Annotated in this window: 19 protein-coding genes; 12 read left to right on the top strand and 7 right to left on the bottom strand. The window is 73.0% G+C overall.

Annotated elements, in window-relative coordinates:
* Positions 1-10 precede the first annotated feature (10 nt).
* From BJF79_RS26435 to BJF79_RS26445, 3 genes are all read left to right on the top strand, one after another.
* Positions 11-1513, top strand: a complete 1503-nt coding sequence (locus BJF79_RS26435; RefSeq protein WP_075901381.1) for a metallophosphoesterase family protein — start codon at positions 11-13, stop codon at positions 1511-1513.
* 94 nt (positions 1514-1607) lie between these two features.
* Entirely contained in the window at positions 1608-2105 is a 498-nt protein-coding gene (locus BJF79_RS26440; RefSeq protein ID WP_075901383.1) for a DUF4234 domain-containing protein, read from the top strand.
* A gap of 301 nt (positions 2106-2406) precedes the next feature.
* Positions 2407-3858, top strand: a complete 1452-nt coding sequence (locus tag BJF79_RS26445) for a bifunctional 3'-5' exonuclease/DNA polymerase (RefSeq protein ID WP_316043436.1) — start codon at positions 2407-2409, stop codon at positions 3856-3858.
* Positions 3859-3862: 4 nt separating this feature from the next.
* On the opposite strand, the gene BJF79_RS26450 is transcribed toward BJF79_RS26445, so the two are convergent.
* The 6 genes from BJF79_RS26450 to BJF79_RS26475 all read right to left on the bottom strand — a co-directional run bounded on the left by BJF79_RS26450 (position 3863) and on the right by BJF79_RS26475 (position 10507).
* Positions 3863-5122, bottom strand: coding sequence for a flavin-dependent oxidoreductase (locus BJF79_RS26450; RefSeq protein WP_075901385.1), 1260 nt, complete (start codon positions 5120-5122; stop codon positions 3863-3865).
* Positions 5123-5344: 222 nt separating this feature from the next.
* On the bottom strand, positions 5345-6214 hold the full coding sequence (locus BJF79_RS26455; protein WP_075901387.1) for an ABC transporter ATP-binding protein: 870 nt from the start codon (positions 6212-6214) through the stop codon (positions 5345-5347).
* A gap of 30 nt (positions 6215-6244) precedes the next feature.
* Complete coding sequence (gene mdlC, locus BJF79_RS26460; RefSeq protein ID WP_075901389.1) at positions 6245-7849, bottom strand: benzoylformate decarboxylase; 1605 nt, start codon at positions 7847-7849, stop codon at positions 6245-6247.
* Between the two features lie 24 nt (positions 7850-7873).
* A complete protein-coding gene (locus BJF79_RS26465; RefSeq protein WP_083733946.1) occupies positions 7874-8704 on the bottom strand; it encodes an ABC transporter permease in 831 nt (276 codons plus the stop codon).
* Positions 8701-9510, bottom strand: a complete 810-nt coding sequence (locus BJF79_RS26470) for an ABC transporter permease (protein WP_075901391.1) — start codon at positions 9508-9510, stop codon at positions 8701-8703. The genes BJF79_RS26465 and BJF79_RS26470 overlap by 4 nt, the downstream gene beginning before the upstream one ends.
* Before the next feature lie 19 nt (positions 9511-9529).
* Positions 9530-10507 carry an ABC transporter substrate-binding protein gene (locus BJF79_RS26475; protein WP_075901393.1) on the bottom strand — a complete coding sequence of 326 codons (978 nt, stop codon included), beginning with the start codon at positions 10505-10507 and terminating at the stop codon, positions 9530-9532.
* Positions 10508-11229: 722 nt separating this feature from the next.
* On the opposite strand from BJF79_RS26475, the gene BJF79_RS26480 reads away from it, so the two are divergent.
* From BJF79_RS26480 to BJF79_RS26505, 6 genes are all read left to right on the top strand, one after another.
* Entirely contained in the window at positions 11230-13785 is a 2556-nt protein-coding gene (locus tag BJF79_RS26480; RefSeq protein ID WP_158079295.1) for a nitrate- and nitrite sensing domain-containing protein, read from the top strand.
* Complete coding sequence (locus BJF79_RS61710; protein ID WP_143220181.1) at positions 13706-14557, top strand: hypothetical protein; 852 nt, start codon at positions 13706-13708, stop codon at positions 14555-14557. Before BJF79_RS26480 ends, BJF79_RS61710 begins: the two co-directional genes overlap by 80 nt.
* Before the next feature lie 39 nt (positions 14558-14596).
* Positions 14597-15037: a roadblock/LC7 domain-containing protein gene (locus BJF79_RS26490; protein WP_075901399.1), complete on the top strand. Its 441-nt coding sequence runs from the start codon at positions 14597-14599 to the stop codon at positions 15035-15037.
* A 30-nt stretch (positions 15038-15067) separates the two neighbouring features.
* Positions 15068-15529, top strand: coding sequence for a DUF742 domain-containing protein (locus BJF79_RS26495; RefSeq protein WP_075901401.1), 462 nt, complete (start codon positions 15068-15070; stop codon positions 15527-15529).
* 34 nt (positions 15530-15563) lie between these two features.
* Positions 15564-16193, top strand: a complete 630-nt coding sequence (locus BJF79_RS26500; protein WP_075901437.1) for a GTP-binding protein — start codon at positions 15564-15566, stop codon at positions 16191-16193.
* Between the two features lie 93 nt (positions 16194-16286).
* Positions 16287-17093: an SGNH/GDSL hydrolase family protein gene (locus tag BJF79_RS26505; protein ID WP_262402612.1), complete on the top strand. Its 807-nt coding sequence runs from the start codon at positions 16287-16289 to the stop codon at positions 17091-17093.
* A 22-nt stretch (positions 17094-17115) separates the two neighbouring features.
* On the opposite strand, the gene BJF79_RS26510 is transcribed toward BJF79_RS26505, so the two are convergent.
* Positions 17116-18759, bottom strand: a complete 1644-nt coding sequence (locus tag BJF79_RS26510; RefSeq protein ID WP_075901403.1) for a hypothetical protein — start codon at positions 18757-18759, stop codon at positions 17116-17118.
* A 214-nt stretch (positions 18760-18973) separates the two neighbouring features.
* On the opposite strand from BJF79_RS26510, the gene BJF79_RS26515 reads away from it, so the two are divergent.
* The 3 genes from BJF79_RS26515 (at position 18974) to BJF79_RS26525 (ending at position 22231) form a co-directional block, all read left to right on the top strand.
* A complete protein-coding gene (locus BJF79_RS26515) occupies positions 18974-20440 on the top strand; it encodes an AAA family ATPase (RefSeq protein ID WP_075901405.1) in 1467 nt (488 codons plus the stop codon).
* On the top strand, positions 20440-20862 hold the full coding sequence (locus tag BJF79_RS26520; RefSeq protein WP_075901407.1) for a hypothetical protein: 423 nt from the start codon (positions 20440-20442) through the stop codon (positions 20860-20862). Before BJF79_RS26515 ends, BJF79_RS26520 begins: the two co-directional genes overlap by 1 nt.
* A 439-nt stretch (positions 20863-21301) precedes the next feature.
* Positions 21302-22231: an LCP family protein gene (locus BJF79_RS26525; RefSeq protein WP_262402613.1), complete on the top strand. Its 930-nt coding sequence runs from the start codon at positions 21302-21304 to the stop codon at positions 22229-22231.
* Positions 22232-22237 lie beyond the last annotated feature (6 nt).

Here is a 22237-nt window from a genome sequence, read left to right on the forward strand (position 1 = left end):
TTCGGACGGCATGGCGGGGGGCGACGGGAACTCGCGGACGTCCGAGGCCGGGGCCGGGTGGGGGTGCGGGCGGCCCGGCACGTTCAACGAACTGCTGCCCGAGCGGGTACCGGACTTCTCCTGGCGGCGGCCGCGGGTGCTGTGGCGGTCCCGCAACGACGTCATCGCGAAGTGGTTCGGGGATCCGTCGGACGCGATCCGGCGGCGGTGCGTCGCGGCGCTGCGGGAGCGCGGCACCCCCGCGGCGTTCACCGTGCACCGGCCGGCGCCGGAGTTCTCGTTCGTCCTGCTGGGCGACACCGGCGAGGGCGACCGCTCGCAGTACGCGGTGGTGCCGCCGCTGCTGAACGCGGCCGCCGGGACCGACTTCATGATCATCGCGAGCGACGTCATCTACCCGGCCGGGGAAGCGGCGCACTACCCGGAGAAGTTCTTCCGCCCCTACAAGGACTTCCCCGGGCCGGTGTACGCGGTGCCGGGGAACCACGACTGGTACGACGGCCTGCGGGGTTTCCTGCACGTGTTCTGCGGGCTGGACATGGACTGTTCGCCCCCGAAGTGGGGCGGGCCGTTCGGGTGGCTCGCCCGGCTGGCGTGGCGCGAGGCCGGGGAGGTCGACGCGGGCGCGGTCGCGGAGGCGCGGCGGACGTACCGGGGCGGTGCGGGGCAGCGGACGGGCCAGCCCGGGCCGTACTGGGTGATCGACACTCCGTCCCTGCGGATCGTGGGCATCGACACGGGGATCGAGGGCGGGATCGACCGCGACCAGGGGGAGTGGCTGCGGGAGGTGTCGGCCGGACCGAAGCCGAAACTCCTGGTCACGGGCAAGCCCCTGTACGTGGACGACGAACACCGCCCGTGCCCGGTCGAGGGCGGCGGGACGGTCGACGACGTCGTCCGCGACCCGGCGCACAACTACGTGGCGGCCATCGGCGGCGACATCCACAACTACCAGCGGTACCCGATGAGCCGCGGAGACGGACGGACGCTGCAGTACATCGTCGCGGGCGGCGGGGGCGCGTTCATGCACGCCACGCACACGATTCCGCGGACGCGTTCCGTCCGGGAGGACGAGTTCCGCTGCTACCCGCTGCGGGGGGACTCCCTGTCGCGCTACAGCAGGCTGTACGGGAGGTGGCTGCGGCTGCCGAAACTGTTCGACCTCACGCCGGAGGAGGCGACGGCGGCGGTGCGGCGGCGCCTCGGCATCGAGCCCGGCCGGGGCTACGAGACGAGCGACGTGTCGCTGCGGGCGCGGTTCGTCGCGTTCGCGCTGGGGGTGCCGCGCGGGGACAAGCGGCGGCGCGGCGCGCTGCGGCTGCCGGTCCGCAAGCTGCCGCAGCGGTTCCGGTCGGAGCTGGCCGACTGGGACGAGCCGCCGTTCTTCAAGAGCTTCCTGCGCCTGGACGTCACCGCCGAGGAACTGCGCATCCGATGCCACGCCGCGACCGGGTGCGGCGACCACGAGGCGTTCCCGCCGATCGAGGACGAGGTGCGCATTCCGTTGCGATGAATGCGAGATTCGTCGTTTCCGTCGCACGATGGGTGCCCGGGACGTTACAGTTCTTGATCATCGTACGGGTGATCACGTCTCGGGAGAGCGATACATGAGTTACCCCCAGCAGGGGCAGGGCCAACCCCAGCAGTACCAGCAGGGCGGCTACGCCCCCGCCCCGGCGCAGCAGCCGGCGCCCGTCGCCACCGGCACCGGCGCCAACATGAAGCGGCGCAACCCCGTCGGCGTCTGGCTCGGCCTGCCCATCATCACGTTCGGCATCTACGGCCTGGTGTGGTTCTTCAAGGTCCACGCCGAGCTGTACCGCTACGACCGGAGGGTCGGCGACTCCGCCCTCAACGCGCTGCTGTCGATGCTGTTCGGCGCCGTCACCTTCGGCATCTGGCCGCTGGTGATGTGGATCAAGCTCGGCGGCCGCATCCGGCAGGCGCAGCGCGCGGCGGGCCTGACCTCGACCTGCAGCGTCGGCCTCGGCTTCCTGCTCGGCATCCTCGGCTTCGGGGTGCTGTACTACCAGATCCAGCTCAACAAGGTCGTCGACCGCTACGGCGGGACGCCGCCCGAGCAGCAGGTCTCGCTCGTCGCCTGACCGGTCGCCCGACCAGTGGGGCCACGGCCCTGGCCCACCCGGACCCCTCCGCGCCCACCCGTCGCGGAGGGGTCCGTTCTGTCGGTGGGCGCCGCCAGAATGGACGGGTGCGGATGGCGGCGGCCGCGGGGGCCGGTGGCGGGGGAGTGCTGCGGCCCCTCGCCGATGACGGCGCGCCCGCGGGCCCCGCGCGGGACGTGCCCGATCTGGTCGCCGCGATCGCGGAGACCGAACGGGCCGAGGCGCCGCGCTGGGTGTGGCCGTCCACGGCGCGGCTGTATCCGCGGCTGCTGGACGCCGGGTGCGGGTGGCCCGATGCCACGACCTGGAGCTCGTCGAGAGCCTGCTGCTCGGGCACGCCGGACGGTACGGCGAGCCGCGGGCGGTCGCGGCGGCGTGGGCGCGGCTGCACGGCGCGCCCGTCCCGCCCGATCCGGCGCCCGTGCGGGAGACGACGCAGGCGTCCCTGTTCGGCGACTCCGGCGACGACGTGCCGGACGACCTCGCCCAGATCGTCGAGGTGCATGCGGCGCAGCGGAGCGCGATGGCCGGGCTGGACGGGTTCGGGCTGCTCGCGGCGGCCGAGTCGGCGGGCTCGCTGGTCGCGGCGGAGCTGGGCCACGACGGGCTGCCGTGGTCGGCCGCGGAACACGACGCGCTGCTGACCGAGCTGCTCGGGCCGCGGCCGTCCGGCGGGCTGCGGCCGCGCAGGCTGCAGGACCTCGCCGACCGCATCGGCGCCGCGTTCGGCCCGCGCGTGCACGTCAACCCCGATTCGCCCGCGCAGATCCTCAAGGCGTTCGCGGCGGCGGGGCGGCCGGTGCCGTCGACGCGGGCGCACGTGCTGAAACGGGTCGACCACCCGGCCGTGCCGCTGCTGCTGGAGTACAAGGAACTCGCCCGGCTGCACACGGCCCACGGGTGGGCGTGGCTCGACACGTGGGTGCGCGACGGGCGGTTCCGCGCGGAGTACGTGGTCGGCGGCGTGGTGTCGGGGCGGTGGGCCACCAGCGGGGGCGGCGCCCTGCAGATCCCGCGGGTGCTGCGGCGGGCGGTCGTCGCCGACCCCGGCTGGCGGCTGGTCGTCGCGGACGCCGCCCAGCTGGAACCGCGCGTCCTGGCGGCGCTCGCGGGCGACCGCGCGTTCGCCGACGCGGCCGCCCACGGCGACCTGTACGCCGCGCTCGCCGAGGCGTTCACCGCCGACCCGAACGGGCTCGCCGCCCGGGACAAGGCGAAGATCGCGCTGCTGTCGGCGATGTACGGCGGCGGGACGGGCGAGGCCGTGCAGCTCCTCGCGGTGCTGAAGCAGCGGTTCCCCGAGGCGTTCGGCTACGTCGAGGAGGCCGCCCGCGCGGGCGAACGGGGCGCGCTCGTCCGGTCGCTGCTCGGCCGGACGTGCCCGCCGCCGTCCGCGGGCTGGCGGGCGCTGACCTCCGACGACGGGGGCGCGCGGGAGCTGCGCAGCCGGGGCCGGTTCACCCGCAACTTCGTCGTGCAGGCGACGGCGGCCGACTGGGCGCTGGCGCTGCTCGGCGAGCTGCGCCGCAGGCTCACCGCGCTCGGCCCGCCCCGGCTGGTGTTCTTCCAGCACGACGAGGTGATCGTGCACGCGCCCGCCGAGCTGGCCGAAGCCGTCGCGGACGCGGTGCGGGAGGCGGCGGACGAGGCGCGCCGCCTGCTGTTCGGCGGCACGCCCGTCGTGTTCCCCATGGAGATCGCGGTCGTGGACCGGTACTCCGAGGCGAAGTGAGCCGTCAGCGCCCGGTCGTGTAGGACGGGCGCGAGTTCAGCGCGTCGACGTCCGAGAACGACGTCCGCCGGTACGCGCTGGTGATCGTCGTGAGCTCTTCGGGCTCCAGCACGTCCTCGATCGCCGCGAACCCCTTCGGGGCGCGCCGGCTGACGGTGTGCAGGACACGGTCGGCGGGCATGTCCCGGCAGGCCAGGACGATCGAGTTGGCGACCTCGCGGCGTTCGCGCTCGTACGCCGCCAGGCCCGCGACGGGCCCGGCCGCGGCCAGTTCGTGCACCAGGACGCGGGCGTCCAGGACGGCCTGCGAGCCGCCGTTCGACCCGACCGGGTACATCGGGTGGGCGGCGTCGCCGAGCAGGGTGACGCGGCCGAACGTCCAGCGTTCGAGGGGTTCGCGGTCGACCATCGGGTATTCGAGGATCTCCGCCGCGGCCCGCAGCATCGCCGGGACGTCCAGCCAGTCGAACGTCCAGTCGGCGAAGTGGGGCAGGACGTCTTCGAGCCGCCCCTTCCGGTTCCAGTCGGCGGTCCGGTCCAGCCGGTCGTCGTCCTGCCGCACCTCGGCCACCCAGTTCAGCAGCGCCTTCCCGCGACGCTCGGCGCGCATGGAGATCGGGTAGACGACGATCTTCGCGGCGGCGTTGCTGCCCGCGACGGCCAGCGTCCGGCCGCCGAGGAACGGCTCGCCCTCGGTGACGCCGCGCCACATCCGGATGCCGCTCCACAGCGGCGCCCGCTCGTCCGGGTACAGCAGGGCGCGGACGGCCGAGTGCAGCCCGTCCGCGCCGACGAGCACGTCGGCCGTCTCGGTGCGGACCTCGCCGGACGCCCGGTCGCACAGCCGGACCCGCACGCCGGAGCCGTCCTGCTCGAACCCCTCGAACACGGTGCCGGTACGGACGGCACGGCCGCCGAGCCGTTCGCGGAGCGCGTCCAGCAGGATCATCTGCAGCTCGCCGCGGTGGATCGAGTACTGCGGCCAGTTGTAGCCGAGGTCGCGGCCGCGCGGCTCGCCCCAGATGCGGCCGCCGTACCGGTCGAAATGCACCATCTCGGCGGTGGGGATCCCGGTCTCGGCGAGGTCGCCGCCCAGCCCGAGCTCGGTCAGCTCGCGGACGGCGTGCGGCAGCAGGTTGATGCCGACGCCGAGCGGGCGCAGCTCCCGGACGGCGTCGACGACGATCGGCTCCGCCCCCGCCTCGTGCAGGCTCAACGCGGTGGTGAGCCCGCCGATCCCGGCCCCCACGATGAGTACGCGCATGAATCGCCCTTCGTCGGTCCCCGGGAGCGGAGAGACCGCGGTGGACGACCGCGCCCCCGGGGTCGTGTCATCGCCGCCGTGCGGGCGGCGATCATGAGCGGCCGGATCACCGTGGACACGACCGGCGAACCGGATGTCGCCTCCGGCCCGCCATGTCATCATCACCGACTCGATGGACGATCTCGAACTGTTGTCCGATTCCGGCAGGGGCGCCCGCGAGGGCTACCCGGCGGTCTCGCCGCCCTTCTTCGCGGCGGCCTCGGCGACGGAACCGCCGCTCTCGGCGCCGACTTCGACCTTCTCGGCGCCCTTGCCGGTGGCGGGTGCGGCGCCGGGGACCTTGGCGCCGCCGCGTACGAGTCGTCCGACTTCGGCGCGCAGGGTGATGAAGTCGGGGTGGGAGCGGGTTTCGATCTGGTCGCGTTCGGTGGGCAGGTCGACGGGGAGGTCGGCGTGGACGCGTGCGGGGGATCGGTTGAGGACGACGACGCGGTCGCCGACGTAGACGCTTTCGTCGATGTCGTGCGTGACGAGGAGGATCGTCATTTTGGCGTCGCGGTGGACTTTGAGGACGAGGTCTTCGAGGTCTTCGCGGGTTTGTGCGTCGACGGAGCCGAAGGGTTCGTCCATGAGGAGGAGGGAGGGCCGGTAGGCCAGGGCGCGGGCGATGGACACGCGTTGCTGCATGCCTCCCGACAGTTGCCAGGGGAACTTCTTGCCCGCGTCGGGAAGCCCCACCGATTCGAGGGCTTCTTGTGCCGCCTCCCGGCGTTGGGTGCGGGATTTGCCGCGGCGCCGTAGCGGCAGTGCGACGTTGTCGCGGACGGTGAGCCAGGGGAACAGTGATCGGCTGTAGTCCTGGAAGACGACGGCGAGGTCGTCGGGGACGCCGTCGATGGGTTTGCCGTTGAGGGAGAGTTTCCCGCCGGTGGGTCGGATGAGTCCGGCGATGCAGCGCAGCAGGGTGGATTTGCCGCAGCCGGATGGGCCGACGATGCTGAGCAGTTCGCCGTCGGCGACCGTGAGGTCGAGGCCGTCCAGGACCCCGTGATCGCCGGAGTAGGAGTGCGTCAGGCCGGTTATCTCAAGCATTTCGGCCACCTTTCCTGTGTCCGGGTACCGTCACTGGGCCCACGGCTCGTACATCGCCGCGTCGTTGGCCGCGACACCGACGTCGATGAGGAACGGCCCGTCGTGCGCGAGGCCCTCGGCCAGCGCGCCGTCCAGTTCGGCGGCGGTGCCGACGGTGCGTCCGCCGCAGCCCATGCTGCGGGCGAGGGCGGCGAAGTCGATGCCGGCGATGTCGGCGCCGACCACCGAGTCCATGCCGATCCGGCGGCCGAGCGACCGGATGGCCCCGTAGCCCCCGTTGTTCATGACGATCACGGTCATCGGCAGCTTGTGCTGCGCGGCCGTCCACAGCGCCTGCGCCGAGTACATGATCGCGCCGTCGCCGAGGACGCAGACGATCCGCTCGCCGGAACCGGCGAGCGCGCGGCCGACGCCCATCGGCAGGCTCCAGCCGAGGACGCCGCTGCCCATGGTGAGGAACGAGCCGGGACGGGTGATGGGGAACCGGGAGTGGAACAGGTCGCGGTGGCTCGGGATCTCCTCCACGAGGATCCCGTCCTCGGGCATCCGCTCCCGCAGCGTCTCGATGACCAGCGCCGGGTCGATCGGGTCGGCGACGGCGGGCGCGGCGAGCCGCGGCCGCGGCTCCGGCGCGGGCCGGTCGGCCTTGTCGACCAGTTCCAGCAGGCCGGACACGCCCGCCTGGACGGTGCTGAGGATGCTGGTGCCGACCGGGGCCCACGCGATCTGGTCGGGGTCGCAGTCGAGGTGGAACAGCCGGGAGCCCTCGGGGATGTAGGGGCCTTCGGCGTGCACGTGGTAGTTGAAGACCGGTGCGCCGAGCACCAGGATCACGTCGTGGCCCGCCAGCCGCGCGGCGAGCAGGTCCCGGACGGGCGGCAGGAAGCCCTGGAACAGGGCATGGTCCTCGGGGAACCCGGACCGGCCGGACAGCGGGCTGATCCACACGGGCGCGCCGGTGCGCTCGGCGAGGTTCACCACGAGGGGGGTCGCGCCTTCGTCCTCGACGCCCTGCCCGACGATGATGACCGGGTTCTTCGCGTCGTTGAGCGCGTCCGCGGTCTCCTGCAGCGCCGCCGGGTCCGCCGCGAAGCCCGCCCGGATCTCGCGGTGCGGGACGCGCTCGGCCGGCCGGTCCCAGTCGTCCTCGGGCACCGACAGGAACACCGGGCCCCGCGGCGGCGTCATGGCCACCCGGTACGCCTCGGCGAACGCGGCCGGGACGTCCTCGGCGCGCTCGGTCTGCCTGCTCCACTTCACGTACGGGCGGGGGAACTGGGCGGGCTCGTCGGCGCCGAGGAACGGACGCGTCGGCAGCATCGCGCGGGTCTGCTGCCCCGCGACGATCACGACCGGCACCCGGTCGCGGTAGGCGTTGAACACCGCGCCGAGCCCGTGCCCGACGCCCCCGGCGGAGTGCAGGTTGACCAGCCCGGCGTTGCCGGTGCCGATGGCGTGGCCCGCCGCCGCGCCGACCGCCACGATCTCCTGCAGCCCCAGCACGTAGGAGAAGTCCTCGGGAAAGTCGCGGAACATCCGCAGCTCGGTGGAGCCGGGGTTGCCGAAGACCGTGGTCATTCCCACGCGCCTGCAGAAGTCGAACACCGCGTCTCTGACCGTGAACTCTGTCGTCATGACTATGCCCTTCGCGCCCCGCGGTCACAAGGAGAGGACCCGGTGCTCCACCGCGAGCAGAATCGTGTTGAACAGGTAACCGAGAATGCCGAGCAGCACGATGATCGACCAGATGGTCGACAGGTCGGACATGCTCTGCGCGTTCGTCAGCTGGAAGCCGAGCCCGTCGGAGGTGCCCGGGAGGAGCTCGGCGAAGATCATCAGGATGAGGGACAGGGACAGCGCGAGGCGCAGTCCCGCGAAGATCTTCGGCAGCGCGGACGGGATGATCAGGTACCGGATCCGCTGGTAGCCCGAGAGCCGGAACACCTCCGCCGTCGCCATCTGGGTCGAGTCCACGGCCCGCGCCCCGTCCGCCGTGTTGAGCAGGACGGGCCAGACGGCGCCGAAGACGATGGAGGCCACCTGCATCTGCGTGCCCATGTCGAACAGGACGATGAACACCGGCACCATCGTCGGCGGCGGGATCACCCGCGCGAACTGCAGGACCGGCTCCAGGTAGGCCAGGACGCGCTCCGACCTGCCGAGCCACATGCCGAGGACGACGCCGACCACGACCGACAGCAGCAGGCCGAGCGCCATCCGGTACAGGCTCGGCACGATGTCCTCGCGGACACCGGAGCTGAGGAACAGGTGGCTCGCCGGACCGGCGAACCACATCTCCCGCATCCGCTGCACGATCTCGGACGGCGGCGGGAAGAACGGGCTGTCGGCGGCGCGCGTCGCCGCCTCCCAGCCCGCGATGAGGATCGCCAGCGGGAGCAGGCGGTGCAGCAGCCCGCGGACCAGCCGGAACGCGAAGGCGCCGGGACGCACGGTCCGCGCCGACCGCGCGGGAAGGGCGGCCGTCGTCACGATGCACCACTCCTCTGGGCCTTGTGCCAGCGGAACGCGCGGTTCTCGCCCTGCACCATCAGGCTGTCGATGATCAGGCCGATGCAGCCCGCCCACACGGTGCCCGCGAGGACGTCGACGGTGCCGTCCGGCACGGTGCCGGCCTGCGCGATGAACATGCCGAGGCCGTCGCCGAAGCCGGAGAGGATCTCGGTGCCGACGGCGAGGATGAGGGCGATGGACGCGGACAGCCGCACGCCGGTCGCGATGAACGGCGCCGCGCTCGGCAGCGAGACCCGCAGCAGGATCTGGATCCGGCCGAAGCCGAAGGTGCGCAGCGTCTCCTTAGCCGTGGGGTCGACGTCGTGCAGCCCGTACATGGTGTTGAACAGGATGGGCCAGCAGGCGGCGTAGACGATGAGCGGCACTTCCATGCTGAGCCCGGAGCCGAGCAGCAGCCCGGCCAGCGGGATGAGCGCGACCGACGGGATCGGCCGCAGGAACTCCACGATCGCCCGGACCGCGGTGTTCACCGCGGGGACGCTGCCGAGCAGCAGCCCGAGCGGGACCGCGATCGCGATGGCGATCAGCAGGCCGAGGGCCCACGCGGTGAGGGTGACGCGGACGTTGAAGAGGAAGTCGGTGTCGCCGAACAGCTCGACGGCGCGGGTCACGATGCTCGACGCCGGAGGCAGATAGGAACGGTCCACGATCCCCGCCCTGCCGAGGATCTCGCTCGCCAGGAACAGGGCCGCCACCCCGGCGGCCCCTCGCGCCCACTTGCCGGGGCGGGAGAGGCCGCGGGGCGGCGTCGTCTGGTCAGCCATATACGTCAGTGCCTCGTCATCAGGCCGACGGCTGGAACAGGATCGTCTTCAGGTCCGGCTTCTCCTTGAGGAGCTTGTCGGCCTCCATGAGGTCGACGACCCGCTGCATACGGGTGGTGTTCAGCGAGGTCGGGTAGCCCGGCAGGGTGATCACCGAGGCGACCTTGGCGTCGATCTTGGTGTAGGTCGGCAGGATGTCCTCGACCTTCTTGCGGTCATCGGACGCGATCTTCTGCGCGGCGAAGATCGCCCGCTGGAACGCGGCGGCCGTCTTCGGGTTCTCCGACGCGAACTCCTGCGTGCTGATGTAGCCGGCGATCGGGGTGTTGGTCACCGGCTCGGTGCCGCCGTCCACGGCCACGCGGGCGCCGAGGTTCTTCTCCGTGGCGGAGGTGAAGGGCTCGACGGTGTGGATCGCGTCGACCTGCCCCTTCTCCAGCGCCGTGGCCATCTGCGGGAAGGGCACCGAGACGTACTCGACCTTGGACGGGTCGGCGTTGTTGGCCTTCAGGATGGCGTTCAGCGTGAGCGACTGGATGTTGTTGAGGATGTTGACCGCGACCTTCTTGCCCTCAAGGTCCTTGGGGGTCTTGATGTCGGAGTCGGGCATCACGAGCGCGTCCATCATGTGGGACGTCATCGAGGCGGCCTCGGCCAGGACGCTCAGCTTGAGCGTGCCCTTCTCGTTCGCCTGGAGGAAGGACACGTAGTTGGCGCCGGCGATCACGTTCACGTCGCCCTTGACGAGCGCCGGGATGGCCTTGGTGCTCTGCTGGACGGGCTCGATCTTGACTTCCAGCCCCTCCTTTTCGAAGAGCTTCTCCTTCTGCGCGATGTACACCGCCACGTTGTCCGCCAGGGGCATGGCGGCCACCGTGATCGTGTCCTTTTCGAGACCGTTGGCGCCACCGGAGGACTCGGAGTCTCCGCAGCCGGTGAGGGATACGACGAGGGCGGCGGCGCTGACGAGCGCTGACAGACGAAGGGATTGCCGCATGGGCGCTCCTTAACTCACGGGGGAAGTTGTTCGGCAGGGCTGCTGGGCGGGACTCGTGAGCCAGGGGGAACGACCGAAGTCACCCCATCGCCGCGCCTGAAGATCACTGCGACCGGAGAGTACCGTGATCCGAGTGACTTGGGTGGTTTGAGTACGAATTGTGTGACTCTCTTGTGTCCTGGAGCTTGGTGTCCACGAGGTGACCGGTGAGTAACTCATTCCGGTCGCCGTCGCGGCACATGTGCGGGCGGTCGCTATGCATTGCCACTCCAATTCGGAGAGTAATCGCCGGTTCGGGGCCGCGGTGCGCGTTCTCCGGCGGTCCGCCGGGTGCGAAGGCCGCGCGAGCGGCCCGGTATCACGCACCGGTGCCGTCCGGTCGCGGAGGGTCCTCGCACCGTGAGTGATCAAGTGTGTACGGCAAATCAGACATATGGGCATGAAACGCCAATCGTTGCTTTGTGGGATATCCCCTGTTCTATGGTCCTTTGCGGCCTATCCCGTGGATGTGCTGCAATGGCGTGCGCCGAGGGGCGAGCTGATGCCGCTTTAACCCTTCGCGTCGGTGAGGCTACGGAGAGTGCAACATCGTGTGGAGAGGGTGTTAACGGCGGATGCAACCAAGCGACGAAGGTCGCGACGGTCCTCGACCCGGTAATGTCGAGGTGCAGTCGGATCATTCGACACGGTCGGGCGGTCGGCTGAGCCTGCGGAACTGGCGTGTGCCACAGCGGCTCATCGTGCTGATCCTGGTCCCGACGATCGCCGCCGTCGCGCTCGCCGGAGTACGTATCTCCAGCTCTGTGAGCGAGACGGAGGCGTACGGGCGCGTGGAGCGCATGGCGGAGCTGGGCGTCGGCATCACCCGGTTCGTCCAGGAGTTCACCGCCGAGCGCGACCTGTCGGTCGAGTACAGCGCGGCCGGCCGGGCCGCCGTGCTGCTGCCGGACCTGGAGGCCCAGCAGAAGCGGACGGACGCCCAGCTCAAGCCGGTGCAAGAGGCCGCGGCGGCCATCGACGGCTCCTACGGCGCGGAGGCGGTCCGCGACGCCCGGGCGGTGCAGAGCCGTCTCGACGGCGTCACCGCGCTGCGCTCGCTCGTCGTCGGCAGCCGGGTCCCCGCGTACATCGTGCTGCAGAAGTACACCGAGGCCGCCGAGGAAATGATCGGCATCCTCGACGGTATCTCGCAGAACGTCGCGGACGGCGCCCTGGCCGAATCGAGCCGGGCGCTCGGCGCCCTCGCCCGCGCCAAGGAGGCCGTCTCCCGTGAACGGGCGCTGCTTCTCGTGGGCGCGCGGGTCGGGGCGCTGCAACCGGCCGAGATGACCGCGCTCACCGCGGCGCGCGCGCAGGAGGACAGCGAGCTCGCGTCCTTCCGCGGCTCGGCGAGCGTGGAACAGAACCAGTTGTTCGAGGACACCGTCGTCGGCACCGAGGTCGACCAGGCCCGGGTGGTGCGGCAGCGGGTGATCTCCGCCGTCGAGGTGACCAACGGGACATTGCCCCGCTCGCTCGGCACCGCCCGCTCGGCCGAGTTCATCCGCACCGCGATGACCAGCATGATCGACAAGATGCGCGTGGTCGAGCAGGACCTGGCCGACGACATCAAGGCGCAGAGCGACGAGGGCGGCGCGGCCGCCCGGCAGTCGATGATCATCGACGTGGTCACCGTCGTCGTCCTGCTGGCCCTCGTGCTCCTGCTCACGATCGTCATGGCCCGGTCGCTGGTGCGGCCGCTGCGCCGGCTGCAGTCCGGCGCGCTCGACGTGGCCAGCGCCCGGCTGCCCGGCCTGGTCGACCGGCTCCGCGACCCGGAGGCCGCCGTCGGCGGCATCGAGGTCGAGCCGATCGACATCGACTCCACCGACGAGATCGGCCAGGTGGCGCGGGCGTTCGACGAGGTCCACCGGGAAGCGGTCCGGCTGGCGGCCGACGAGGCCGTCCTGCGCGGCAACATCAACGCGATGTTCGTCAACCTGTCGCGCCGCAGCCAGTCCCTCATCGAGCGCCAGCTGCGCCTCATCGAGGAACTGGAGCAGAGCGAGCGCGACGAGGAACAGCTCGCCAACCTGTTCCGCCTCGACCACCTGGCCACCCGCATGCGCCGCAACAACGAGAACCTGCTGGTCCTCGGCGGCCAGGAGCAGGTCCGGCGGTGGCGCAAGCCCGTCCCGCTCATCGACGTCGTGCGCGCGTCGCTGTCGGAGGTCGAGCAGTACGAGCGCGTCTCGCTGCGGGTCCAGGGCGACATGACCGTCGCCGGACCGGCCGTCAACGACCTCGTCCACCTGCTGGCCGAGCTCGTCGAGAACGCCACGACGTTCTCCTCCGAGCACACCAAGGTGACGGTGTCGGGGCAGCTGCTCAGCGGCGGCGGCTCGATGCTGCAGATCACCGACAACGGCGTGGGGATGGCCCCCGAGGAACTCGAACAGGCCAACTGGCGGCTGGTGAACCCCCCGGTCATCGACTTCGGCGCCGCCCGCCGCATGGGCCTGTTCGTGGTCGGCCGCCTCGCCGTCCGGCACGGCATCCGCGTCGAGCTGCGCGCCGCACAGGGCGGCGGCCTCACCGCGTTCGTCGTCCTGCCGGACGCCGTCGTCAGCGCGGGCGAGTCGGGCGGTATCGGCGCTCGCGGCCTGCCCGGCCGGGAAGCCGCCGAGCAGGGACCGCTGGCCACCCTCACCGCGCCCGCCGAGGCGCCCGCGATCGGTGCCACCGGCGCGGTCCAGCAGGACGACACCCGGGACGGCCGGGATGCCGGCGCTCGGCTCGGGCCCGTCGATCGGCGGCACCGGCCCGCTGCGCCCGCTGCGCGGTGTCACCGGCCCCCAGCCGACCATGAACGACTCCGGCCCGTTCGGCGCCCCCGGCGGGACCGGCGCGCACGCCGCCCGCCCCGCCACCGGCCCGCTGCCGCGGGTCCCGGCGGACGAACCGGCCAGGCACCCGGCCGAGCGGCCCACCGAGGAGTGGCGTCCGGACGAGGGCGCGTCGACGCGCCGTCCGGGCGAGCTGCCGGTGCGGCAGCCGGGGGCCCAGCTGCCGTCGCGTCCCGGCGACGACGGCGGTTCGAACGGCCTGTTCGAGCCGCGCAACGAGCAGCCGGAACAGACCCACGAGCGGCCGGACGAGCCGGGGAGCGGCGCCTTCGGCCGTCCCGGCGGCGAGCCCGTCGTCCCCGAGGCGCAGCCGGTGGTGCCCGAACCTCGTTCGGCACGGCACATCCCCTGGGAGACGGGCCCGCTCGACCAGCTCGGCGATCAGTACGGTGAGCAGACCGGCGCACCGGCGGACCAGACCATCGCGGACGGTTCCCTGAACGGCGCGGCGCACGGCGCCGAGCCGGGATGGTCCGGAAGCGGATGGAGCGAGACCGCCGCCCCCGCGGAGCCCGTGCGGCCGGACGCCGCGGCACCGCAGGGATTCGCGGGCCACCAGGTCGACGACGTTCCCGAGCGGCCCGCCCCGGAACCGTCGATGTTCGACCGGCCGGCGCAGATGCCCGCGGCACCGCCGCCGGCCCCGCCCGCACCGCCGCAGGCCCAGGCCGGGCCGCCGCGGATGCCCGAGCGCTCACCGATCTTCGACGCGATGCAGTCGGAATGGTTCCAGCGCAGGTCGGGGGAGACGGTGAACGAGGATCCGGTGAAGGGCTGGGAGTCCCCGGCGGACGCGGGGTTCCGCGCCGCCGAGGCCGCCCGCGAGCCCGTTGCGGAGAAGCGCACGTCGGTCGGGCTGCCCAAGCGGGTGCCCGGCAAGAACCGCGTGCCGGGAGCGGTCGGCAAGCCGGGCGGGACGGCGCAGCCGCCCACCGTGCCGGCGGCGGACCCGGCCGCCGGGTCGCCTGCCGCAGCGGCCGCAGGCCGCACCCGCCCAGGGCGTCCAGGCACAGGGCACGCAAGGACAGGACGCGCCGGCGCAGGGCCGGCCGGAAGAGCAGCAGGGACCCGGCCAGTCGGCCGACGTCCGGCGAAACCGCTTCGCGAGCCTGCAGCGCGGCGTCAATCGGGGCCGCACCGAAACTCGCGGCGGCACGTCAGGTGAGGCGCCGTCCCAGGACGACGGCGAGACAGGAGGCACCCGGTGAGCGGGCAGGATCTCAACTGGTTGGTGACGAACTTCGCTGACCGTGTCCCGAAGGTCGCGCACGCCGTCGTGGTTTCCTCGGACGGTCTGCCGATGGCGTACTCGGCGGGCTTCCCGCCGGAGCGCGCGGACCAGCTGTCGGCGATCGCGTCCGGCCTGATGAGCCTCACGCAGGGCGCCGCGAAGATCTTCGACGCGGGCGGCGTGAACCAGACGGTCGTCGAGATGGACCGCGGGCTGCTGTTCGTGATGTCGATCACGAACGGGTCGGTGTTCGCGGTCCTCGCGGCCCCGGACTGCGATCTTGGATTGGTCGCGTACGAGATGACGCTCCTGGTGGAGCGGGTCGGACGCGTGCTGAGCCCGGCGTTGCGCGGTGGAGCCGACCCGCACGGGCCGTCCGTGACCGGGACGGGCGCCGGGCCCGCCCGCTATTGACCCTGACTGACTCTGACGGAGGTCAGCGACATGGATCGAGGCAGTCCCTACGGAGGCGGCCCCGGGGGCCCCGGCGGCTGGCCGGGCGCCCCCCGGCAACCGCATCCGGTGCCGGGGCGTGCCCCCGCGCAGGAGGACGACGGCGAGGCCAGCTCGCTGGTGCGGCCCTACGCCGTCACCGGCGGGCGGACGAAGCCCCGGTACGACCTGGCCATCGAGGCCCTGGTCACCGCCGCCCCCTACCCGCCGCGGGACGTGGCCGTGCTGACCCCGGAGTACCGGGCGATCATGGACCTGTGCCGGCAGGCCCGTTCGGTGGCCGAGGTGTCGGCGCTGCTGCGCATCCCGCTGGGGGTGGCGCGGGTGCTGGTCGCCGACATGGCCGTTGAGGGGCTGCTGCGCCTGCACCAGTCGCAGCCCTCCACCACCTCCGGCGGTCAGCCGGACATCCGCTTGCTAGAAAGGGTGCTCAGTGGCCTTCGGAAGCTCTGACCAGGCCCCGCCGCCGCAAGGCGGTGAGACCGAGCTGACCTCGGTCAAGATCGTCGTCGGCGGCGGGTTCGGGGTCGGCAAGACGACCTTCGTGGGCTCGGTCTCGGAGATCATGCCGCTCACCACCGAGGCGGTGATGACGGCCGCGTCCGCGGACGTCGACGACCTGTCGGCCGTCCCCGACAAGACCACCACGACCGTGGCGATGGACTTCGGCCGTGTGTCGCTCGACAGCGAGCTGATCCTGTACCTGTTCGGCACGCCCGGGCAGCACCGGTTCTGGTTCATGTGGGACGACCTGGTCCGCGGGGCCATCGGCGCGGTGGTGCTCGTCGACACCCGCCGCCTCGAGGACTGCTTCGCCGCGGTCGACTACTTCGAGGAGCTGGGCCTGCCGTTCGTCGTCGGGGTCAACGGGTTCCACGGCGAGTTCCAGTACGCGATCGAGGACATCCGCGACGCCCTGTCGATCAGCGCGCACGTCCCGATCCTGCAGTGCGACGCGCGCAGCCGCGAGTCCACGAAGCAGGTGCTGATCACGCTGGTGCAGCACGCGATGACGGTGCACGCCACGGCCGGCGCCCACGCGCAGCCCGCGGCCCCGCCCGCCCCGCCCGCGCCGCCGGCCGGACCCCTCGGCACGTCCTCGCCCTCCTGGACGTGACGTCGGGGAAGGCGTAGCGGCCGAGGGCCCGGAAAGACTGGTTCCTCACATCTCGTTACCTACGGTCGCGTAGGTCGTGTGTACGATGCATCATTGTTCGACGTGATCGAACGTGATTCAGCGCCGAGGGCGGCGGCGGAGCCGATCCGCACGTACGTCGCCCTCGGGGACAGCTTCAGCGAAGGACTGAACGACCCCTACCCCGGCGAGGACGACCGGTTCCGCGGCTGGGCGGACCGGCTCGCCGAGCACATCGCCGCGCGGCACCCGGGGCTTCGGTACGCGAACCTCGCGGTGCGCGGCAAACTGGTGCGGCAGGTCGTCGAAGACCAGGTGCCGCGCGCCGTCGAGATGGCCCCCGACCTCGTGACGTTCTGCGCGGGCGGCAACGACATCCTGCGTCCGGGCGCCGACCCGGACGCGCTCGCGGTGCTGTTCGACGACGCCGTCCGGCGGCTGCGGTCGACGGGCTCGCGGGTGGTGGTCTTCACCGGGTTCGACCCGCGCGGGCTGCGCAACGGGCGGCGGATCCGGGGCAAGGGCGCCACCTACAACATGCACCTGCGGGCCATCGCCGACCGGCGCGGGTGCACGGTCGTCGACCTGTGGGCGCTGCGCGTCTTCGACGACCCCCGCGCCTGGTACGAGGACCGGCTGCACCTGTCGTCCGAGGGGCATCGCCGCATGGCGCTGCGCGTCGCCGAGGTGATCGGACTGCCGGTGGAGGACGACTGGCGCGCGCCGTGGCCGCCGGCCGACCCCGCCGACTGGCTCGCCTCCCGCCGCGACGACCTGCACTGGGCGCGCGCCTACCTGCTGCCGTGGATCGGCCGGCGGGTCACCCGGCGCTCGTCCGGCGACGGCCGCGACCCCAAGCGGCCCACGCCCCTCCCGCTCTGAGCCGCGACCGGTGTGGCGGACGTCACGGGGTCGTAGGGTGCTGACTGGACGTGCCCGCCCGCTCGCGTAGGAGAAGGACCCACAGGTGAGTTCCCCCCGGCTGCCGGACCATCTCGAAGTGCTGCTCACCGAGGAGCCCGTGCTCGACGTGTACGCGCACGGGCCCTGGCGCGTCCCGGACGGGCTGTACGGCGAACTGCGCGCCCGGGCCGTCGCGTTCAACGACGACCCGCGCGTCGCCGACCTGCCGCGCCGCCACGGCGACTTCTACAACGAGGGCACCACGGCGGCCGGGGCCGAACTGTGGTCGCTGCTCACCTTCCTGCTCGGCGCGTCGGCGCTGCGCGGCGGCTCGCGCGGCGACGTCGACTACGAGGTGCTGGCGGACTTCATGGCCACGCCCGAACCCAGCGTCCGCGACCCCCTCGCCTGGTTCTCGCAGGCGGGCCGGTGGCGGCCGCCGGGCCTGTGGCTCGCCGAACCCGCCGGGGACGACCCCGCGCTGCGCGCCGTCATGCTCGACCTGGCGCGCGCCGGACTGGACGTGTTCGACGGCCTCGAACCGGTCGAGCGGCGCCGCCGCGCGCTGATCGGCGTGTTCGACCGCCGCGCCGCCGACCCCGCCCTGCGCGAGTGCGACCTGACCGTCCCGAAGCCGCTGCTGGAGGACGCCTGGACGGCGGGCCTGACGGACGAGGAACTCGCCGTCCTGCCGGAGCTGGCCGGGCCCGTCGCGTACCTCGGCTGGGCCTGCGAGGGCTTCGAGGCCGCGCACGAGCGGATCGGCGGCGTCCTCGGCGCCGCGGAGGGACCCGACGACGCGCTCGCCCGGCTGCTGCTCGCGGCCGAGGTCACGGCCGTCCCCGCCGAGCTGGCCGTGCTCCTCGGCACCGACCGGCACGCGAACCTGCGGGACCGGCTGCACGCCCTGCGCGCCGACTTCGCCATCGACCCCTGGCGGCACGACGTGCGCGACCGGCTCGCGCTCGCCCTCGTCGCGGGCGAGGCCGACGCCGCCCGCGCCTGGCTCGACATGGCGGTCCGTATCACCGGCGCCGTGCAGGGCCTGCCGGGCGCCCCGGTGGCCCCGCGCGACCGCGTACCCGTCCGCGCGTTCCAGGCCGACGTCCGGCGGCTGTTCACCGCCCGCCGCGTCCTCAACCCCCTGGGCGACCGGCTGTTCCCGACCGCCCGCCCCGCCGAACCCCCGCAGCCCGACGCCTCGCGGAGCGGAGCCTCGCGAGCCGAGCCCCCGCGCCCCGGCGCGGCCGACCGGTCCGGCGACGGGCACGACGCGGGCGATCTCGGTGACGAGCGTGGTGCGGGCGACCCAGGGGGCCCTCGGGACGAGGGTGACGAGCTGGTGGGGCAGCCGGAGCTCGCGCGGGCGGTTCGGGAGGCGGTGGGGGCGCGGCTGGCGGGGGAGCGGCCCGTCCGGCTGCTGATCACCGGACCGGCGGGGACCGGCAAGGGCACCGCGGCCGAGCTGGTGGAGCGCCGGCTGGCCATGGGCGGCGCCGTCCGCGAGGCGATGTGGATCTCCGACCAGGTGTTCGCGTCGCTCGGCGTCAGCGACGCCGTGCTCTGGCTCCAGGCGCGCGTCCGCGACTGCGTCGAGGCCCGGATGCTGCTGGTCGTGGACGACCTGGAGCGGCTCGCGGCGCACGAGCGGTGCGGCGCCGCCGCCGTCGAGGAGCTGCGGCGGCTGATGGCCCGCTCGCCCGCGCTGGACGTCGTCGCGCTGTGCCGGCCCGGCGGCGACCGGCGGCTGTTCGACGCCAACCCGGCGCTGGTCGGCGCGTTCGGCGCCGCCCGCGGCGACTTCGGCGCGGACGACTTCGCCGAACTATTCATCCGGGCCGCGGCCCGGCGCGGGTTCGGTGTGCCCGGCGACGTCGCCGCCGCCGCGGGCGGGCGGCTCGCCCGCACCCCGGCGCTGCTCAACCTGCGCGGCGCCCACCGCGCCGAGCACCTGGACCGAACGCTGCGCCGACGCCGCCCGCGCGCGTCTCGCCGCGGCCGGGGACGCGCCGGAGACCGGCGTCACCCCGAAGATCGTCGAGGACGACCTGCCGGAGCGGCTCATCCCCGGCCGCCCGCCGGAGAGCGACCCGTTCGCCGAGCTGGCGGCCTGCGTCGGGATAGAACCCGCGAAGCGGGAGATCGAGGCGCTGGTCGCCGAGGCCGAGGCGGCCCGGCTGCGCCGGGAGGCCGGGATGGGGGCCGCCGCCCGCGCCCGGCACCTGGTGTTCGCGGGCGCGCCCGGCACCGGCAAGACGACCGTCGCGCGGATCCTCGGCCGGATCTACGCCGACCGCGGCGTCCTGTCGTCGGGGCACCTGACCGAGGTGGAGCGGGCCGACCTGCTCGGCGAGTACGCGACCGAGAGCGCGCTGCGCGTCCGGCGGGCGGTCGAGCAGGCGCTCGGCGGGGTGCTGGTCGTCCGCGACGCGCACGCGCTCGTCTCGTCCGGCGACCCGGCGCGCGGCCGGGAGGTGCTGGACGTCCTGGTCACCGCCGTGCAGGCGCACACCGACGACCTCGTGGTGGTGCTGACCGGGCCGGAGGCGGAGCTGAACGGGCTGCTGAAGGCGCACTCCGAGCTGGCCGCGTTCTTCCCCCGGACGGTCCGGTTCCCGAGCCTCACCGAGGACGAGCTGGTGCGGGTGTTCGCGGGCAAGGCGGCCGACGCCGGGTTCGCGCTCGCCGACGGCGTCCTGGACAAGGTCCGCGCGCTGCTGCGGGCCGCGCCGCAGGGCGCCGGGACGGGCAGCGCCCGCGGCATGGTCAACCTCCTCGACCGCGCCGTCGCGCTGCAGGGCCGCCGCGTCCTCGCCGACGGCGTCGTCGACGAGACCGAGTCGCTCGACGAGATCCTGCTGGAGGACGTCCCGGACGCGCTCGCCCGGGGCCGCGAGGGCGTGCCCGGCGACCCGCTCGCCGAGATCGAGCGGCTGATCGGCCTCGACGCGACCAAGCGGGAGGTCGGCGCGCTGGTCGCCGAGGCCCGCGCCGGGCGGCTCCGCCTGGACGCCAAGATCGCGCCGGGCGCGCCGGCGCGGCACATGGTGTTCACCGGCAACCCCGGCACCGCCAAGACCACCATCGCCCGGCTGGTCGCCGCCGTGTACGCGCAGCTCGGGCTGCTGTCGTCCGGGCATCTGGTCGAGGTGACGCGCGCCGACCTGGTCGCCGAGTTCATCGGCCAGACGGCGCCGCGGGTGCGCGGCGCGGTGGAGCGGGCGCTCGGCGGGGTGCTGTTCGTCGACGAGGCGTACGCGCTGGCGGGGGCGGGCGCGACCGCCGCGACTTCGGTCACGAGGCGATCGCCGAGCTGCTGCGGCTGATGGAGGAACACCGCGGTGACCTGGTGGTCATCGCGGCGGGCTACAAGACGGAGATGGACCGGTTCGTCAAGGCCAACCCGGGCCTGGAGTCCCGCTTCCCGAAGGTCCTGCACTTCCCCGACTACTCCGACGACGAGCTCGTCGCGATCTTCGAGTTCATGGCGGGCGAGGACGGGTTCGTCCTCGCGCCGGGCACGACGGACGCGCTGCGCGCGCTCGTCGCCGGGCATCCGCGCGGCGACACGTTCGGCAACGCCCGGTTCGTTCGGAACCTGCTGGAGGCCGCGATCTCCCGGCAGGCGCGCCGCATCACCTCCGTCGAGGGCGAACTGCCGCCCGCCGAGGCGGGCACGCTCCGTCCCGAGGACCTGCCGGAGGCGCCGCCCGCCGAACGGGACGGCGGCTACGGCCCGTACCTGTGACCGTCCCGGCGCCGGTTGGGGGACGTCCGGCCGGGCATGCTGCGACCTGGGTGGACCTGATCGCGACGACGTGTCCCTCGGCATGGTGATTTGGAGCTGTGGACAATCATGCGGGGGATGGAAGCGAGGGACGCCCCGTTTTGTCTATGGTCTACGGCATGAATGACGGCTGGCCGCAGGGCCGGGGACGTGAGGAGGGCCGCCTCGTGGGGCGCAGCGGGTACGAAGGCGCCGGAGCGGGGCGGCCCCACGCGGGCGGCGGACGGGATCCGTACGGCGGAGACCCGTACGGCGCGCGCTACTCCGACCCCTACGACGACCCGTATGCGGGCGACCAGCTCGCGGGGCCCATGGGGCCCGGGGGGGCCGGAGGGGCGCGGCGGGCCGCCGCCCGCGCCCGCCGTGGCGCCGCAAGCGCCGGTGGGGGCGCGGGTTCGGCGTGTTCCTCGTCCTCGTCCTGCTGCTGGTCGTCGGCGGCTACTTCTACCTCGACTCCAAGCTCGAACGCGAGGACGTCCTGGTCGACTACGCCGGCCGCGTCGCCGACACCCCCGGGACGAACTGGCTGATCGTCGGCTCCGACAGCCGCGAGGGGCTGTCGAAGGAGCAGCGGAACAAGATGGCCACCGGCAAGGCGGCCGGGCGGCGCACCGACTCGATGATGCTGCTGCACTACGGCGAGGGCGGCACGTCGCTCGTCAGCCTCCCGCGCGACTCCTACGTCCCGATCGAGGGGCACGGCAGCAACAAGCTGAACGCCGCGTTCGCGATCGGCGGGCCGAAGCTGCTCGTCCGGACGGTCGAGGAGACGACCGGCGTGCGCATCGACCACTACGCCGAGATCGGGTTCGCCGGGTTCGTCGGCGTCGTGGACGCCGTCGGCGGCGTCGAGATGTGCCCCAAGGAGCCGATGAAGGACCCGAAGGCCGGGCTCGACCTCCCGGCCGGTTGCCAGACGCTCGACGGCGCCCACGCGCTCGGCTACGTCCGGAGCCGCAACTACGCGCGCGCCGACCTCGAACGCGTCGAGAAGCAGCGGGAGTTCTTCGGGGCGCTGATGAAGAAGGCGTCGAGCCCCGGGACGCTGATCAACCCGTTCCGCAGCATCCCGCTCGCGACGAACGGCGCCAGTAACTTCCTCGTCGACCAGGACGACCACATTCACGACCTGGCCCGGATGATGTGGGCGATGAAGGGCGTCAGCGGCGGCGACGGCGTGATGACGACCGTCCCGATCGGCGGGTCGGGCAGCTCGGCCGCCGCCGGGTCCTACATCACGTGGGACAAGCAGCAGGCGGGGGCGCTGTTCGACGCGCTCAAGCAGGACCGGCCGATCCCGGCGAGCGTCTCCGAGAAGAACGCGGGTTAGAGTCGG

The organism is Actinomadura sp. CNU-125 (genome assembly GCF_001942465.1).
In the GTDB taxonomy this organism is placed as follows: Bacteria; Actinomycetota; Actinomycetes; order Streptosporangiales; family Streptosporangiaceae; genus Spirillospora.

What these genes read in the sequence shown, in the direction of transcription:
- BJF79_RS26475 (WP_075901393.1), bottom strand. Translation starts at nt 10,507, where the DNA reads ATGCGGCAATCCCTTCGTCTGTCAGCGCTCGTCAGCGCCGCCGCCCTC.
- BJF79_RS26455 (WP_075901387.1), bottom strand. Translation starts at nt 6,214, where the DNA reads ATGCTTGAGATAACCGGCCTGACGCACTCCTACTCCGGCGATCACGGG.
- mdlC (WP_075901389.1), bottom strand. Translation starts at nt 7,849, where the DNA reads ATGACGACAGAGTTCACGGTCAGAGACGCGGTGTTCGACTTCTGCAGG.
- BJF79_RS26520 (WP_075901407.1), top strand. Translation starts at nt 20,440, where the DNA reads ATGGAGGAACACCGCGGTGACCTGGTGGTCATCGCGGCGGGCTACAAG.
- BJF79_RS26495 (WP_075901401.1), top strand. Translation starts at nt 15,068, where the DNA reads ATGGATCGAGGCAGTCCCTACGGAGGCGGCCCCGGGGGCCCCGGCGGC.
- BJF79_RS26440 (WP_075901383.1), top strand. Translation starts at nt 1,608, where the DNA reads ATGAGTTACCCCCAGCAGGGGCAGGGCCAACCCCAGCAGTACCAGCAG.
- BJF79_RS26450 (WP_075901385.1), bottom strand. Translation starts at nt 5,122, where the DNA reads ATGCGCGTACTCATCGTGGGGGCCGGGATCGGCGGGCTCACCACCGCG.
- BJF79_RS26435 (WP_075901381.1), top strand. Translation starts at nt 11, where the DNA reads ATGGCGGGGGGCGACGGGAACTCGCGGACGTCCGAGGCCGGGGCCGGG.
- BJF79_RS26470 (WP_075901391.1), bottom strand. Translation starts at nt 9,510, where the DNA reads ATGGCTGACCAGACGACGCCGCCCCGCGGCCTCTCCCGCCCCGGCAAG.